This is a genomic window from Pseudomonas sp. LBUM1669 (genome assembly GCF_059695705.1).
Window position 1 is genome coordinate 5,801,782 of record NZ_CP166784.1, and the last position, 15,212, is coordinate 5,816,993.

15 protein-coding genes are annotated in these 15,212 nt (G+C 58.4%); 14 read left to right on the top strand and 1 reads right to left on the bottom strand.

Translation table 11 applies throughout. From position 1 onward, the window contains the following. Positions 1-534 precede the first annotated feature (534 nt). From ACA051_RS27035 to ACA051_RS27050, 4 genes are all read left to right on the top strand, one after another. Positions 535-843 (top strand): DUF3077 domain-containing protein, encoded by a 309-nt coding sequence (locus ACA051_RS27035; RefSeq protein WP_497305926.1) that lies wholly within the window; start codon positions 535-537, stop codon positions 841-843. 256 nt (positions 844-1,099) lie between these two features. Next, entirely contained in the window at positions 1,100-1,843 is a 744-nt protein-coding gene (locus ACA051_RS27040) for a HipA family kinase (protein ID WP_154501922.1), read from the top strand. Next, positions 1,840-2,646, top strand: a complete 807-nt coding sequence (locus ACA051_RS27045) for a DUF3037 domain-containing protein (RefSeq protein ID WP_497372567.1) — start codon at positions 1,840-1,842, stop codon at positions 2,644-2,646. Before ACA051_RS27040 ends, ACA051_RS27045 begins: the two co-directional genes overlap by 4 nt. Before the next feature lie 255 nt (positions 2,647-2,901). After that, the gene (locus ACA051_RS27050; RefSeq protein ID WP_497372569.1) at positions 2,902-3,285 is read left to right on the top strand and encodes a helix-turn-helix domain-containing protein; all 384 of its coding nucleotides are present in this window, start codon (positions 2,902-2,904) and stop codon (positions 3,283-3,285) included. A 42-nt stretch (positions 3,286-3,327) separates the two neighbouring features. On the opposite strand, the gene ACA051_RS27055 is transcribed toward ACA051_RS27050, so the two are convergent. After that, positions 3,328-3,978 (bottom strand): zinc metalloprotease, encoded by a 651-nt coding sequence (locus ACA051_RS27055; protein WP_497372571.1) that lies wholly within the window; start codon positions 3,976-3,978, stop codon positions 3,328-3,330. A gap of 182 nt (positions 3,979-4,160) precedes the next feature. Here ACA051_RS27055 and ACA051_RS27060 point away from each other — a divergent pair, with 182 nt between their 5' ends. From ACA051_RS27060 to ACA051_RS27105, 10 genes are all read left to right on the top strand, one after another. Next, complete coding sequence (locus ACA051_RS27060; RefSeq protein WP_109635345.1) at positions 4,161-4,622, top strand: Lrp/AsnC family transcriptional regulator; 462 nt, start codon at positions 4,161-4,163, stop codon at positions 4,620-4,622. A gap of 221 nt (positions 4,623-4,843) precedes the next feature. Beyond that, on the top strand, positions 4,844-6,538 hold the full coding sequence (locus tag ACA051_RS27065) for a flavin monoamine oxidase family protein (protein ID WP_497372573.1): 1,695 nt from the start codon (positions 4,844-4,846) through the stop codon (positions 6,536-6,538). A gap of 12 nt (positions 6,539-6,550) precedes the next feature. Next, positions 6,551-7,345: a carbon-nitrogen hydrolase family protein gene (locus ACA051_RS27070; RefSeq protein ID WP_497372575.1), complete on the top strand. Its 795-nt coding sequence runs from the start codon at positions 6,551-6,553 to the stop codon at positions 7,343-7,345. 48 nt (positions 7,346-7,393) lie between these two features. Then, a complete protein-coding gene (pqqF, locus tag ACA051_RS27075) occupies positions 7,394-9,820 on the top strand; it encodes a pyrroloquinoline quinone biosynthesis protein PqqF (RefSeq protein WP_497372577.1) in 2,427 nt (808 codons plus the stop codon). Between the two features lie 155 nt (positions 9,821-9,975). After that, a complete protein-coding gene (gene pqqA, locus ACA051_RS27080; protein ID WP_009045898.1) occupies positions 9,976-10,050 on the top strand; it encodes a pyrroloquinoline quinone precursor peptide PqqA in 75 nt (24 codons plus the stop codon). 79 nt (positions 10,051-10,129) lie between these two features. Then, on the top strand, positions 10,130-11,041 hold the full coding sequence (gene pqqB, locus ACA051_RS27085; RefSeq protein ID WP_497305937.1) for a pyrroloquinoline quinone biosynthesis protein PqqB: 912 nt from the start codon (positions 10,130-10,132) through the stop codon (positions 11,039-11,041). A gap of 127 nt (positions 11,042-11,168) precedes the next feature. Beyond that, entirely contained in the window at positions 11,169-11,921 is a 753-nt protein-coding gene (gene pqqC, locus ACA051_RS27090) for a pyrroloquinoline-quinone synthase PqqC (protein ID WP_497372579.1), read from the top strand. Beyond that, positions 11,918-12,193, top strand: coding sequence for a pyrroloquinoline quinone biosynthesis peptide chaperone PqqD (pqqD, locus tag ACA051_RS27095; RefSeq protein WP_428278159.1), 276 nt, complete (start codon positions 11,918-11,920; stop codon positions 12,191-12,193). Before pqqC ends, pqqD begins: the two co-directional genes overlap by 4 nt. A 4-nt stretch (positions 12,194-12,197) precedes the next feature. Beyond that, on the top strand, positions 12,198-13,340 hold the full coding sequence (gene pqqE, locus ACA051_RS27100) for a pyrroloquinoline quinone biosynthesis protein PqqE (protein ID WP_497375642.1): 1,143 nt from the start codon (positions 12,198-12,200) through the stop codon (positions 13,338-13,340). Further along, the gene (locus ACA051_RS27105; RefSeq protein ID WP_497372581.1) at positions 13,306-15,132 is read left to right on the top strand and encodes a S9 family peptidase; all 1,827 of its coding nucleotides are present in this window, start codon (positions 13,306-13,308) and stop codon (positions 15,130-15,132) included. Before pqqE ends, ACA051_RS27105 begins: the two co-directional genes overlap by 35 nt. Positions 15,133-15,212 lie beyond the last annotated feature (80 nt).

The following is a 15,212-nucleotide window of genomic DNA, read 5'->3' on the forward strand; positions in this document are numbered from 1 at the left end:
GCCTATGGCGTCTTTTTTCGTTTCTGGCACTAGCGTTTGTTAGAGCTTGCTCCCGAAAATGATGCACATCTCTCACTCTGAACTAGATCTACATCTGGTTTCAGGATGAGGCAGGCCAAGTGAGAAAGCCGTGCGATGCACCGTTTTTTTCGTACCTGATGCTCAGGCTTTATTTGCTGAGATTGTCGCAATATCAGATGACGCCCGCCGACCTTGTAGGCAAACTCCGAGAATTGCGTAATGAGTGCGTTTGGGCACTTTGCCGCCTTGTTGGCGTTCTCTTCGACGGGATACTCTCCGGACGTCGCTGCAAATGTAGCGATCGGGTGTGGTAACCCGGTGAAACCAGCGCAACAGTGCACTCATCACGAAGAGAGGCAGTTTTTTATGCCTGTGATCTCGATATGGCGGCTGTGCGTGGGACGCCTTCGGGCGTGCCGGTTTCCTAGGTTCCCGGTTTACCACCCTGCGTACAGCTGCCTCCCTTTCGTGTGGTAACGAAAGTGGCAGCTCATCGAACCCAGGAGTTATATCTTGAACAATACAAATCCATCCGCAATTTCAGACCTGAAAACCATCGGTTTCACCCCACTCATCTACTGCTCGGATCAGGCGTTGTTTAACGTCCGTGCCGGCGTCCCCATCGTTGATGCGTTGTCACAAGCCTCCGATCTGCTGTTCCTCGCCAAATCATTTGCCGAGGACGCAGCCTACGCAAGAGACACAGACCGCCATGCCTGGGCCGCGCACTATCTGACGGCGATGGGTAAGGCGGTGATTGATGATGTGGTGAAGGTGCTGACACCTCGGCCTGCTCGGACGGCGACGGAGTCCGAGGAATAGCGCCAAGTAAGATGCGGGATACCCCAAAGCAAGCCGCGCGTTCCACTTTAGAAATGCGTAACACTGGCAAATCCGTTTGATAGGCAGCATAAAGCCCCGGTGCTTTCGCATCGGGGCTTTAGATAAGCATCTCCAATACTCTCGATTTAGCGTACGAAGCCTTGCCTTCGCAATACCCTGAAAATGATTGCGGGGCATGGTGAAGCAGGATGTAGACCAGTATCGTCTGGCAAGCTGATTTATAAGGAAGCCGGCAATGGCCGTGGGTAACTACATCGAAGCGGTAGAGATCATCCGGCGCCTGGAAGGTGGCATCACGCGTCCCTTCCTGTGCCGCGCCAGTAACGACAAGCACTATGTGGCCAAAGGGTTAGAGCTACCGCCCAACGAGCGCATTGCCGAGCTGCTTTGTGCCCGCCTAGCTGCTCAATTCGGCTTACCGATCCCCGAGCATGGCTATATCTATATTGACCCTGCCCTGCTGCGCTACAACTTAGAGGCACGCAACGATCTTGGGCCTGGAGACAGCTACGCCCTGGCCTATGTCGCGGATGCCGCCGATCTTTTGTACTCACAAGCACAGCAGGTGCCGAGTGACCTGCAAAAAGCCGTTTTCATCTTTGATTACTGGGTGGGTAACGGTGATCGTCAATTAGGTCCCTTCGGCGGTCGCCCCAACCTACTGATGTGTGGAATTGACAATCGGCTTCAGCTGATCGATCACAACCAGGCGTTCAAATGGCCTCTGGATGCTCAAAAATTCGCGGAAAGCCATGTGTTTGGTCCGAGTAATCGAACATGGAAACTGGATCTGGTCGACAGAGTTGAATACAGCCAGCGGATGCACGACACTGCCATGCGATTTCATGACCTATGCTTGGACGTACCCGATGAATGGCGTGAATCCATTGGCAAACCGGGGCTCGACATTCTGCTCGAAGAAATTGAAAGTAACCTGATGCTTTGCCAATCGGACGACTTCTGGAGCGTCCTGCAATGAAATACACCTGCCTTTACAGCATCGTGCGATTCGCGCCTTTTGCCGAAACCGAAGAGTTTGCCAACGTCGGCATCGTTCTCTCGGCACCAGCTATCGGGCGCATGGAGTACAAGCTCGCCCGTAAAAACCTGAAACGGGTCAATCACTTCTTCGAATGCAGCAACCTTTTCGCTAAGGCTATGGAGATAGCCCAGAACGAACTGGATAGCGTTCGCCTCATGACAACAGAGGCTCAAGAGTCCCAGATTGTTAACCACTTTCGCTTCCTGACCGAACCGAAGGAATCACTGATTCGCTTCAGCCCTATGCGCTCGATCCTGGTCGAAAATTTTGACGCGACCCTTGCAACGCTGTTCAGTCGCTACATCGACCGTCAAGGCATAGGGCGTGATCGTCGCGAAGACATCATGGTTCGGGAAATTCGAACCCTGTTCTCGGAAGCATCGATCCGTAGTTTTCGCGATGACACCCTTCTTGGTGAACTGACCAAACTGCACCTACCTCTGGTTCACAGAAATGAGATAGTGGCCGCGATCAAACCCCTAGCCTTTGATCAGGCTGAGCCAAGCGCGATACTCGACCACTGCGACCAGTGGCTGATGAAGTTCGTACGCGCCGAACAGGAAGGGATTATTCAACTGAAAAACGTACTAATCCCTGTATCCACTCCAACGGAGAGTGAATCGCCCCGCCACCGTAAAGCAGTGGAGGTTGCCAAGGCTAGCATTCAAGAACGTGGCCTGCAGCTGGTCGACTTTCAAGCTACTCAGGCAATTGCCGCTTTCGCTCAGAGCTACGCTTAGTAGTTTGTCTAAAGTTCGATTACTACGCTCTTCAGGCTTTCGGTAATGAAAAGGCCGCGCAAATGCGCGGTTTTTCCGTTTCTGGCGTTCAGGTTTCCCAAGCGACTTTTCCGTCAGAAGCATCTGAATTTCCCAAAACCGGTTCACCTCGACTTGCCCGCAAACTAAAGTCGAGGGCCAAAAGAAAAGGTAGATTTTATATACCACTACGTAGAAAGCGCCCTACCGAACGTATGGCTTAGCAACGGCTTCGTGGTGAAACAGACCGCATATGGCAAGTCTGTAGCCATCACTGATGTGAAGGGCCTACATGACGTAATCGGCAAGGCCGTTGCTGAGAAGCCTTCAGTGCTGACAGGTGCTGAGTTTGGATTTCTTAGAAAAGAGCTTGGGCTTTCTCAGGAAAGCCTCGCCGAGATAGTCGGCTTGACGAGCCAGGCTGTAGCGATTTTGGAGAAAACCGACAAAATCCCCATGGGGTACGACCGGCACTTGCGGAGTCTTTACCTTGAAGCCAAAACTGGCGAAGCGGATCTGATGGCGGCTATCAATACCATTAACAAATCGAACCACGACCTCTACCAACTGAATCTGGAGTTTGGAAGCGAATGGCGCAATCAAGCTAAAACATGCGTTTGAGCCGGACCTGGTTTGTTAAAAAGCCCGGCAGAGATGCCAGGATTAATGAGCCCAAACACTCAACACCGGAATCGCCCGCACCAACCCCATCCGCTCAAGCCCCTCCCTCGTCAAAACACCCTCATACGTATCCGCCGCCCGCCCCCATTGCTCCACGATAGCCATGCCATCAACCAACGTCTCGCCCAACCCAATAATCGTATCGGCCAACTCCTCAACGATTGTTTGAGTCCGTACCCACAAGCGATCCGTAATCTCTTTCAGCTCAGCCGCTACCCGGCCAGCCGAAGCCGGATCCGTCTCGGGGTAGGTGATGTTGCGCAGCAGGTGCCGTAATTCCCTTATTTTTGCGTAGTCCTGCTCCGCCCCAAGTTCTCCCTTCAGGATGGCGGTCGCTTTCGGCTGATCGACATGTTTGCCGAGTGAACGTTTTGAGGTTAATGACTGCGCCATCGCGCCAGCAAAGAGGACCATCATCCGGGCTTCCAGATGTTCCTTCATGGCTTCAATCGACGAAACTGAACGCGCCAAGGTTATGGAAGCGCCCGCTTGATGCCTCAAGTCCATGGTGACCGTCAGACTCACGCCGCCAGTTTCAAACCCCAGGGCCCGGGCAACGACGTAGTGACCCATTTCGTGATGGGCAATCTGCACTGCGTGATCCCGTACAGCGGGAGTCATCTTCTTCGTCATTGTGATCAACTCGCATCCCTCGATTTCGCATTCGACTACGACTTACTCTGTGTGTCCATCCTATGGACCAGATGCCCGGCCAAAGCCTGCAATGGCACGGTACCGAAGCCAGATCCCAGCTCCGCCGTGCCAGCCGTGCTGTAACATGCCCACTCACTGATTTGTGTTGCCGGAGACGACCCTTGCCTGACACCCGCCCGCCCGTTCTTGACGAAATCGACCGCCAACTGATCGCGGCCTTGCAGATCAATGCCCGCGAAAGCGTGGCCATGCTCGCTCGCCAATTGGGGATCGCACGGACCACGGTGACTTCTCGTCTGGCACGGCTGGAAAAGGCCAAAGTCATCACCGGTTACGGTGTGCGTTTGGGTCAGCGGGTGGTGGACGGCGGATTGCAGGCTTACGTCGGGATCACGGTGCAACCGCGCTCGGGCAAGGAAGTGTTGCGTCGGCTCAGCGCCATGGCCCAGGTTCAGCAGTTGTGTGCGGTGAGTGGTGAATTTGATTATGTGGCGTGGTTGCGCACGGAATCGCCGGAGCAGCTGGATCAGTTGCTGGATCAGATTGGCAGTGTGGATGGGGTGGAGAAGACGACGACTTCGATCATCTTGAGTAGCAAGATTGATCGGGGGCAGCCGGTTTGAGTGTTGACCGGTAATTCTCGATTGGCTGATCGGGCCCTTTCGCGAGTAAGCCCGCTCCCACAGTGGTCAGTTTGTAGTGAAATATCGTCATATTGATTGAGAAACTGGCAAAACGACGACACATTGCGTCTTATTAACGTGTTCTACGCTCTCTAGAATGGCTGCCATCTTTTCCTATACTCAGATGCGCATTCCGCGTCGGGTCGCCAGTAAGGTCAGTCATGAACAAGAACAAGAACAAGAACAATCGCCATCCTGCAGACGGTAAAAAACCAGTCACCATTTTCGGCCCGGACTTTCCTTTCGGCTTTGACGACTGGATCGAACACCCGGCCGGCCTGGGCAGCATTCCGGCGCACAATCATGGTGCCGAAGTGGCGATTGTCGGCGCGGGCATCGCAGGTCTGGTGGCGGCTTACGAGCTGATGAAACTGGGCCTCAAACCCGTCGTCTACGAAGCCTCGAAGATGGGCGGCCGTCTGCGTTCCCAGGCGTTCAACGGCGCCGAAGGCATCATCGCCGAACTTGGCGGGATGCGTTTCCCGGTTTCGTCCACCGCGTTCTACCACTACGTCGACAAGCTAGGCCTTGAGACCAAGCCCTTCCCGAACCCGCTGACCCCCGCCTCGGGCAGCACTGTGATCGATCTGGAAGGCAAGACCCATTACGCACAGAAGCTGGCGGATCTTCCTGCACTGTTCCAGGAAGTGGCTGACGCCTGGGCGGACGCACTGGAAGCCGGCTCGCAGTTCGCCGATATCCAGCAAGCCATCCGCGACCGCGATGTGCCGCGTCTCAAAGAGCTGTGGAACACGCTTGTCCCACTGTGGGATGACCGCACTTTCTACGACTTCGTCGCCACCTCCAAAGCGTTCGCCAAGCTGTCGTTCCATCACCGCGAAGTGTTCGGCCAGGTCGGCTTCGGCACCGGCGGCTGGGACTCGGACTTCCCGAACTCGATGCTGGAAATCTTCCGCGTGGTGATGACCAACTGCGACGATCACCAACACCTGGTGGTCGGTGGCGTGGAACAAGTGCCGCTGGGCATCTGGCGTCATGTGCCGGAACGTTGCGTGCACTGGCCTGAAGGCACCAGCCTCAGCTCGTTGCACCGGGGCGCACCACGCTCTGGCGTGAAAAAGATTGCCCATGCGGCGGACGGTCGTTTCGCGGTCACCGACATCTATGGCGATACCCGCGAATACGCGGCGGTGCTCACCACTTGCCAGAGCTGGCTGTTGACCACCCAGATCGAATGCGACGAAAGCCTGTTCTCGCAAAAGATGTGGATGGCCCTGGACCGCACCCGCTACATGCAATCGTCGAAAACCTTCGTGATGGTCGACCGGCCATTCTGGAAGGACAAGGACCCGGAAACCGGCCGCGACCTGATGAGCATGACCCTCACCGATCGCCTGACCCGCGGCACCTACCTCTTCGACAACGGTGATGACAAGCCGGGCGTGATTTGCCTGTCTTACTCGTGGATGAGCGACGCGCTGAAAATGCTCCCGCACCCAGTGGAAAAACGCGTGAAACTGGCGCTGGACGCATTGAAAAAGATCTACCCGAAAGTCGACATCGCCGCGCGCATCATCGGCGATCCGATCACCGTGTCGTGGGAAGCCGACCCGCACTTCCTCGGCGCGTTCAAAGGCGCCCTGCCCGGCCACTACCGCTACAACCAGCGGATGTACGCGCACTTCATGCAGGACGACATGCCGGCCGAGCAACGCGGGATATTCATCGCAGGCGACGACGTTTCATGGACGCCGGCGTGGGTCGAAGGCGCGGTGCAGACCTCGCTCAACGCGGTCTGGGGCATCATGAAACACTTCGGTGGTGAAACTCACGCCGAGAACCCGGGTCCAGGTGATGTGTTCAACGAGATCGGTCCGATCGCCCTGCCCGAGTAAAAGGAATCCAAAATGCGCGTAGCCCTTTACCAATGTCCACCGCTGCCCCTGAACGTCGCCGGCAACCTGCAACGCCTGCATCAACTGGCACTGGAGGCCAAGGGCGCAGACCTGCTCGTGCTGCCGGAAATGTTCCTGACCGGCTACAACATCGGCATCGACGCGGTCAGCGTGTTGGCGGAGGTGCACAACGGTGAATCGGCGCAGCAGATCGCGCGCATTGCCAAGACCGCCGGGATCGCCATTTTGTATGGCTATCCCGAGCGCACCGAGGACGGGCAGATTTACAACGCCGTGCAGTTGATCGACGCCAACGGCGAGCGCCTGTGCAACTACCGCAAGACTCACCTGTTCGGCGACCTCGATCACTCGATGTTCAGCGCCGGTCAGGATGATTTCCCGTTGGTGGAACTCAATGGCTGGACGCTCGGCTTTCTGATCTGTTACGACCTGGAGTTCCCGGAAAACGCCCGGCGCCTGGCCCTGGCCGGTGCCGAGCTGATCCTAGTGCCGACGGCAAACATGATTCCCTTCGACTTCGTCGCCGACGTCACCGTTCGTTCCCGCGCCTTCGAAAACCAGTGTTATGTGGCGTATGCCAACTACTGCGGGCAGGAAGGCGAGATCAACTACTGCGGTCAGAGCAGCATTGCCGCACCGGATGGCAGCCGCATCGCCCAGGCGGGCCTGGATGAAGCGCTGATTGTCGGCGAGCTGGATCGTCAGTTGATGGTCGATTCCCGCGCCGCCAATCGATACTTGATCGATCGCCGTCCTGAGCTTTACGGCGACCTTAACAAGCGCTGATCTGTCGTTATCCGCTAGCATTAGCGCTTCTCTGTTCTGGAAGTGCTCATGCCTGCGCTGAATCACCCTCGCCCCCACACTGAAACCCTGGCCAACGGCCTGCGGGTGACGCTGCGTCATGCTCCCGATTTGAAGCGCTGCGCGGCGGCGTTGCGGGTTTTCGCGGGCAGTCATGACGTGCCGCTGGCATGGCCCGGCCTCGCGCACTTCCTTGAGCATTTGCTGTTTCTGGGGACGGAGCGCTTTCCCGCAGGGCAAGGGCTGATGGCCTACGTCCTTGGTCATGGCGGCCAGGTGAATGCGCGCACCAGCGAACGCACTACCGATTTCTTTTTCGAACTGCCACCGCAAGCCTTTGTCGGTGGGCTGGAGCGTCTGTCAGACATGCTCGCTCATCCGCGTATGAATCCGGACGATCAGCGGCGGGAACGGGAAGTGCTGCACGCCGAATTTGTCGCATGGTCCCGGGATGCCACTGCACAACAGCAGTTCGCGCTGTTCGATGGGCTGTCGGCCGCTCACCCGCTTCGGGCATTTCATGCGGGCAACCGGTACAGCCTGCCGGTGCCGCAGCCGGAGTTTCAGCAAGCGTTGAGGGATTTCCATCAGCAGTTTTATCAGACCGGGCAGATGACGTTGAGCCTGGCCGGCCCGCAAACGCTTGATGAGTTGAGGACGATGGCTCAGCGCTTTGGCGATTCTGTTGCCGCAGGGGAAAAGGTCGCACAACAGGAACCTGCACCACTGATGGATTCTTCCGACAAAAGTTATCAACAGGCTGGTGAGCGTCGGCTCGATCTTCTGTTCGCTTTCGAAGCATTGCCCGACTCATCGCGCGAAGCATTAGCGTTTCTGTGCCATTGGCTGAACGCCGCAAAACCCGGTGGTCTGCTGGCTGAGTTGCGCGAGCGCGGCTTGGCGGACGGCCTGAAAGCCGCGCCGTTGTACCAGTTCGCCGGGCAAGCCTTGCTGCACATCGAGTTCAACAGGGCTCAAGCGGGGAACACGATCCGCGAGCGGCTTTTGGATTGGCTCAGCTTTTTTGCCTCTCACCAAAACTGGACCGAGTTGCGCAAAGAATACGACGCCCTGCTCGACCGTCAGCAACAAGTCAGCGGTGCCCTGCAACGGGCGCGACTGGACAGCGAGCAGCTTGAAGCCGGTTTATCCGAACAAGGCGTCATAGCGCTCAAAGACATCCTGAAAAAAATCGGCGCTGTGGATAACTTCAGCGGTGAATGGCAATTGCCGACGCCTAACCCGTTCTTACGGGCTGAAGCCCCTCTGGCCAATGCCGGGCTGATTCGCGGCCAGACCAGCAAACACCGGGGCCTGCGGACATTCGCCCAGGACCGCTCGCGCATCCGTCGCGAAAACTCGCCGATGCAGTTCAGTCAGGCGTTGCCGGATAACACTGACGAAGGCGCGATTTATCTGCGGTGGCGACTGCTGGCGAAACCTCACCCTCGTCTTCAATCGAGCCTGGAAAATCGCCTGCAACCCTTACGCGAAGATGCCCGTCAGGCGGGCGTCGACTTTTCCTTCAGTGCGTCAGGCAATGAATGGCTGCTGAAGTTGACAGGCCTGCAGGAGCCAATGCCGACCGTCCTCGAACATGCGCTGAAAGAGCTGACAACACCCGACGCCGGTTTCCCACAGGAAGAACCACCAAGCGTGCCGTTGATGCCGATCAGACAACTGCTGAAGGCACTGCCCGAGCTTTGCCTTGAACGCACCGCTGAGACTGATGACGTGCAGCAGCTGTGGGTGAGCGCACGCTGGCAAGGTCTGGCGACGGGCCTGTCGGCGCAGACTCAATCGGGGATGGGCTTGGCACTGAGCCGCGTGCCCGGTGTTGCGAACGATCAGCCGTCGCCGCCCGCCTCGATAAACTCGCAGCACCTTTGGAGCACTGTCGACACCGGTTCCAGCGAACACGCGTTGTTGCTGTTTTGTCCGACGGCCACACGGGACATCGCAGATGAAGCCGCGTGGCGCTTGCTCGCTCACCTGTGCCAGACGCCGTTCTATCAGCGCCTACGGGTTGAACTGCAATTGGGTTATGCCGTGTTCAGCGGCCTGCATCAGTTCCATGGGCAGACCGGGCTGCTGTTCGGCGTTCAATCACCGAGCGTTGCCCCTCAGGATCTGTTGGAACACATAGAGCGCTTCTTGAACGAAATGCCCGCACTGATTGAAGACGTCGATGATGCGACCTTCATTGCCCAGCGCCAGGCCTTGGCCGATCAATTCCACCCCACCGCACTGCCCCACGCTCAGGCGGCCGAACTGCTCTGGCAGGGCAAACTGGCGGGCCACTCGTCGGATTATCTGGAGCGTTTGCCAGAAGCGATCCTGATGATCGATCGCAAAGCATTAAAAGACGCCGCCCGACAATTGAATCAAGCCGAAGGTGGCTGGCGCTGCCTAGCCAGCAGTGCTTGCTCGACGGCGCCTTGGCAAGCGGCAAAATGATCATTACCGACACTGCAATTAGCTTTCTCAAAGATTCGCGGCCAATCGCTCTGTAATTTTGAGTAACATAGCCACCTAACTATCTGAACATCTCCGGCTGGAGGTGGACTATATGTATAGGTCTTAACTGTCTCATCACCTGAAGGAGCGCTCCCATGTCCTGGTCCAAACCTGCTTACACCGACCTGCGTATCGGCTTTGAAGTCACCATGTACTTCGCAAGCCGCTAAGGTCTGCCGTTGTAATGATGTGCAACGCCTCGGTTTACCGGGGCGTTTTTATTTTCAGCGTTGAAATGATGGAGCGCCCATGTTTGTCCAGATTCTAGGTTCCGCCGCCGGCGGCGGTTTCCCCCAGTGGAACTGCAACTGCGTGAACTGCGCCGGTTTTCGCAACGGCAGCCTGAACGCCAAGGCGCGTACCCAGTCGTCCATCGCCCTGTCCGATGACGGCGTGAACTGGATCCTGTGCAACGCTTCGCCGGACATCCGCGCCCAACTCCAGAGCTACACTCCGATGCAACCGGGCCGCGCACTGCGCGATACCGGCATCAGCGCGATCATCCTGATGGACAGCCAGATCGACCACACCACTGGCCTGCTCAGCCTGCGCGAAGGCTGCCCGCACCAGGTCTGGTGCACCGACATGGTCCACGAAGACCTGAGCACCGGTTTTCCGCTGTTCACCATGCTCACGCACTGGAATGGCGGGCTGACCTGGAACCGCATCGAACTCGACCGCAGCTTCACCATCCCGGCCTGCCCGAGCCTGCGCTTTACCCCGCTGCCCCTGCGTAGCGCGGCACCGCCCTACTCGCCGCACCGTTTCGACCCGCACCCGGGCGACAACATCGGCCTGATCGTCGAAGACCTGAACACCGGCGGCAAGCTGTTTTATGCGCCGGGCCTGGGCAAAGTCGATGCGCCGCTGCTGGACATCATGGCCGGCAGCGATTGCCTGCTGGTGGACGGCACGATGTGGGACGACGACGAAATGCAGCGCCGTGGCGTCGGCACGCGTACCGGTCGGGAAATGGGCCATCTGGCGCAAAACGGCCCCGGCGGCATGCTCGAAGTGCTCGAACAGCTGCCCAAGCAACGCAAGGTGCTTATCCATATCAACAACACCAATCCGATTCTTGATGAGGATTCGCCGGAACGTGCCGAGTTGGCTCGGCGCAAGGTTGAAGTGGCGTATGACGGCATGAGTATTGTGCTGTAGCGGATGGCCTCTTCGCGGGCAAGCCTCGCTCCTACAGTGATCGCGTACCCCTGTAGGAGCGAGGCTTGCCCGCGAAGGCGTCGGACCAGACACCACAGAATCCACCGGTCATACCCGGAGAACCGCAATGACTGACACCCCAATGCCCCCCGCCGAATTCGAAGCGGCCCTGCGCGCCAAGGGCGCCTATTACCACATCCATCACCCGTATCACGTGGCGATGTATGAAGGCCGGGCGACCCGCGAGCAGATCCAGGGCTGGGTCGCGAATCGTTTCTACTATCAGGTGAACATTCCCCTGAAAGACGCCGCGATCCTCGCCAACTGCCCGGACCGTGAAATCCGTCGCGAGTGGATTCAGCGCCTGCTGGACCATGACGGCGCCCCCGGTGAAGACGGCGGCATCGAAGCCTGGCTGCGTCTGGGCCAAGCTGTCGGCCTCGACCCGGATCAGCTGCGCTCGCAGGAGTTGGTCTTGCCCGGCGTGCGGTTCGCCGTGGACGCCTACGTCAACTTCGCCCGCCGGGCCAGTTGGCAGGAAGCCGCCAGCAGCTCGCTGACCGAGTTGTTCGCGCCGCAGATCCACCAATCGCGCCTCGACAGCTGGCCGCAGCATTACCCGTGGATCGACCCGACTGGTTACGAGTATTTCCGCACACGCCTCGGCCAGGCACGCCGGGATGTAGAGCACGGTCTGGCGATTACGTTGCAGCACTACACGACGCGGGAAGGCCAGGCGCGCATGCTGGAAATTCTCCAGTTCAAACTGGACATCCTTTGGAGCATGCTCGATGCCATGAGCATGGCCTACGAATTGAACCGCCCGCCGTATCACAGCGTGACCGACCAGCGGGTCTGGCATAAAGGAATCACCTTATGAGTTTCGATCGCAGCAAGACCCCGACCTGGCGTCAGGGCTACCGCTATCAGTACGAACCGGCGCAGAAAGGCCATGTCCTGCTCTACCCGGAAGGCATGATCAAACTCAATGAAAGCGCCGCCCTGATTGGCGGTTTGATCGACGGCGAACGTGACGTAGCGGCGATCATTGCCGAACTGGATGCGAAGTTCCCCGGCGTGCCCGAGCTCGGTGAAGACATCGAGCAATTCATGGAGGTTGCCCGTGCTCAGCACTGGATCGAACTTGCCTGATTCCGTGTCGGACAAGTTACCGCCTAAACCCGACATCGGCCTGCCACTGTGGTTGCTCGCCGAGCTGACGTATCGCTGCCCGCTGCAATGCCCGTACTGCTCCAACCCGCTGGACTTCGCCGAACAAGGCAAAGAGTTGAGCACTGAACAGTGGATCAAAGTGTTCCGCGAAGCTCGGGAAATGGGCGCCGCACAACTGGGCTTTTCAGGTGGTGAACCGCTGGTGCGCCAGGACCTCGCCGAACTCATCGCCAAGGCGCGCAAGTTGGGTTTCTACACCAACCTGATCACTTCCGGCATCGGCCTCACCGAGCAGAAAATCAGAGACTTCAAGAAAGCCGGCCTGGACCACATTCAGATAAGTTTCCAGGCCAGTGACGAGCAAGTGAATAACTTGCTGGCCGGTTCGAAAAAAGCCTTCGCCCAGAAGCTGGAGATGGCTCGCGCGGTGAAAGCCCACGGCTATCCGATGGTGCTGAACTTCGTCACCCATCGGCACAACATCGACAAGATCGACCGGATCATCGAACTGTGCATCGCCCTTGAGGCCGACTTCGTCGAACTCGCGACGTGCCAGTTTTACGGTTGGGCCCAGCTCAACCGGGTCGGCCTGTTGCCGACTCGGGAACAACTGGTCCGAGCCGAGCGCATCACCAATGAATACCGCGCCAAGCTCGAAGCCGAAGGGCATCCGTGCAAGCTGATTTTCGTCACACCGGACTACTACGAAGAACGCCCGAAAGCCTGCATGAACGGCTGGGGCAGCATCTTTCTTACAGTTACGCCGGACGGAACCGCACTGCCGTGTCACGGTGCCCGACAGATGCCGGTGCAATTTCCCAACGTGCGCGACCACAGCATGCAGCACATCTGGTACGACTCGTTCGGCTTCAACCGCTTTCGCGGTTACGACTGGATGCCCGAGCCGTGCCGCTCCTGCGACGAGAAAGAAAAAGACTTCGGCGGCTGCCGCTGCCAGGCATTCATGCTCACGGGTGACGCGAGCAATGCCGACCCGGTGTGCAGCAAGTCGCAACATCACGGCGTGATTCTCAAGGCCCGCGAAGAAGCCGAACACGCGACCCAGACCATCGAACAACTGGCCTTTCGCAATGAACGAAACTCACGCCTCATCGCTAAAAGCTGAACCCTTCAGCGCCTCCCGGGCCGTCGCTGCCGGTATCGACTTCGCCGAACTGCTGGTCGGCCAGCATGGCCTGTTCTGGAACGAATACCGCCCCGAGGATTCCGCCTGCAGGGTCTGGCATTGGCGCGAAGGCCAGGCCCGTTGCCTGACACCAGCGGGTTTCAGCGTGCGCAGTCGGGTGTACGAATATGGCGGTGGCGCGTTTTGTCTGACGGATGACGGGATTGTTTTCGTCAACGAAGCGGACCAGCAACTCTATCGGCAATCGCTGGCGGGCGAGACGCCTGAGGTGCTGACCTCAAGTGAATGCCGTTACGGCGATCTGCAATTTGCCAATGGCCGGGTGCTCGCGGTTGAAGAGAACCGTGACCGCCATCGTCTGGTCGCGATCGACGTGGCTGACGGCAGGCGTCATCTGCTGGCCGAGGGCGCCGATTTCTATGCCGCGCCGACATTGAGTCCTGACTCGCAACGATTGGCGTGGATCGAATGGAGCCGCCCGGATCAGCCATGGACTGCCAGTCGCTTGATGGTTGCCGAGCGCAAGAACGATGGGGGCTTTGCTCAACCGCGTTGTGTGGCCGGCGACGGGGTGCAGGAGTCACTGCAACAACCCCGTTTCGATAGCGGCGGCCGCCTGTTTTGCCTGACGGATCGCGGCGGCTACTGGCAGCCTTGGGTGGAATCCGCAGAAGGCCTGAGCCCGTTGCCGAGTGCCGCCGCTGATCATGGGCCAGCGCCGTGGCAACTGGGTGGCAGCACCTGGTTGCCGCTAAGCGAAAGCAGCTACTTGGCCAGCTGGACCGAAGGCGGGTTTGGCAAACTGGGGCTTTGCGGTGACACCGCTGAAGATTTCACCGGTGATTACAGTCGCTTTCGCCATCTCGCACTGGATGAGCAATTTATCTACTGCATCGCGGCATCGCCGGTCAGTTCGTCGGCGGTGATCGCAATCGAGCGCGATACCCGTCAGGTCAAAATCCTCGCCGGCGGTATTGCACCGTTGCCCGCCGAGCACATCAGCGTCCCGCAAACCTTGCGCTACCCGAGTGGTTCGGGCGAGGCCCACGGCTTCTTCTATCCGCCGATGACCGGCGAGGCGAAACCGCCGCTGGTGGTGTTCATCCATGGCGGCCCAACCTCGGCCTGCTACCCGATGCTTGATCCACGTATCCAGTACTGGGCGCAACGCGGCTTCGCCGTGGCCGATCTCAACTACCGCGGCAGCAGTGGCTATGGCCGGGCGTATCGCCAGGCGCTGCATTTGAGTTGGGGTGACGTGGATGTCGAAGATGCCTGCGCGGTGGTTGCTCATCTCGCTGAACGAGGATTGATCGATAGCGACAAGGCATTTATTCGCGGTGGCAGTGCCGGCGGTTACACCACGCTGTGTGCGCTGGCCTTCCACAACGTCTTCCGCGCGGGCGCCAGTCTTTACGGTGTCAGCGATCCCGTTGCACTAGGCCGGGCGACCCATAAGTTCGAAGGCGATTATCTGGATTGGCTGATTGGCGATCCGATTGAGGATGCCGAACGATACGCCGCGCGCACTCCGCTGCTGCATGCGAGCAACATCAGTGTTCCGGTGGTTTTCTTTCAAGGTGAACTGGACGCCGTGGTCGTGCCGCAACAGACCCGCGACATGGTCACGGCGCTACAGGACAACGGCATTCTGGTCGATGCGCATTACTACGCGGACGAACGTCATGGCTTTCGCAAGGCGGGGAACCAGGCCCATGCGCTGGAGCAGGAGTGGTTGTTTTATCGGCGGGTGATCGAACTCGCAAGCTGAAACCGCGTCGCGCCCTTCGCGGGCAAGCCTCGCTCCTACAGGTACGGTGTTATCCCCGTAGGAGCGAGTCTTGCCCGCGA

Excerpts from the sequence above, each read along its gene's own strand:
- ACA051_RS27040 (WP_154501922.1), top strand. The coding sequence starts at position 1,100 with ATGGCCGTGGGTAACTACATCGAAGCGGTAGAGATCATCCGGCGCCTG.
- ACA051_RS27065 (WP_497372573.1), top strand. The coding sequence starts at position 4,844 with ATGAACAAGAACAAGAACAAGAACAATCGCCATCCTGCAGACGGTAAA.
- pqqB (WP_497305937.1), top strand. The coding sequence starts at position 10,130 with ATGTTTGTCCAGATTCTAGGTTCCGCCGCCGGCGGCGGTTTCCCCCAG.
- ACA051_RS27055 (WP_497372571.1), bottom strand. The coding sequence starts at position 3,978 with ATGACGAAGAAGATGACTCCCGCTGTACGGGATCACGCAGTGCAGATT.
- pqqC (WP_497372579.1), top strand. The coding sequence starts at position 11,169 with ATGACTGACACCCCAATGCCCCCCGCCGAATTCGAAGCGGCCCTGCGC.
- pqqF (WP_497372577.1), top strand. The coding sequence starts at position 7,394 with ATGCCTGCGCTGAATCACCCTCGCCCCCACACTGAAACCCTGGCCAAC.
- ACA051_RS27070 (WP_497372575.1), top strand. The coding sequence starts at position 6,551 with ATGCGCGTAGCCCTTTACCAATGTCCACCGCTGCCCCTGAACGTCGCC.
- ACA051_RS27105 (WP_497372581.1), top strand. The coding sequence starts at position 13,306 with ATGAACGAAACTCACGCCTCATCGCTAAAAGCTGAACCCTTCAGCGCC.
- pqqD (WP_428278159.1), top strand. The coding sequence starts at position 11,918 with ATGAGTTTCGATCGCAGCAAGACCCCGACCTGGCGTCAGGGCTACCGC.
- ACA051_RS27045 (WP_497372567.1), top strand. The coding sequence starts at position 1,840 with ATGAAATACACCTGCCTTTACAGCATCGTGCGATTCGCGCCTTTTGCC.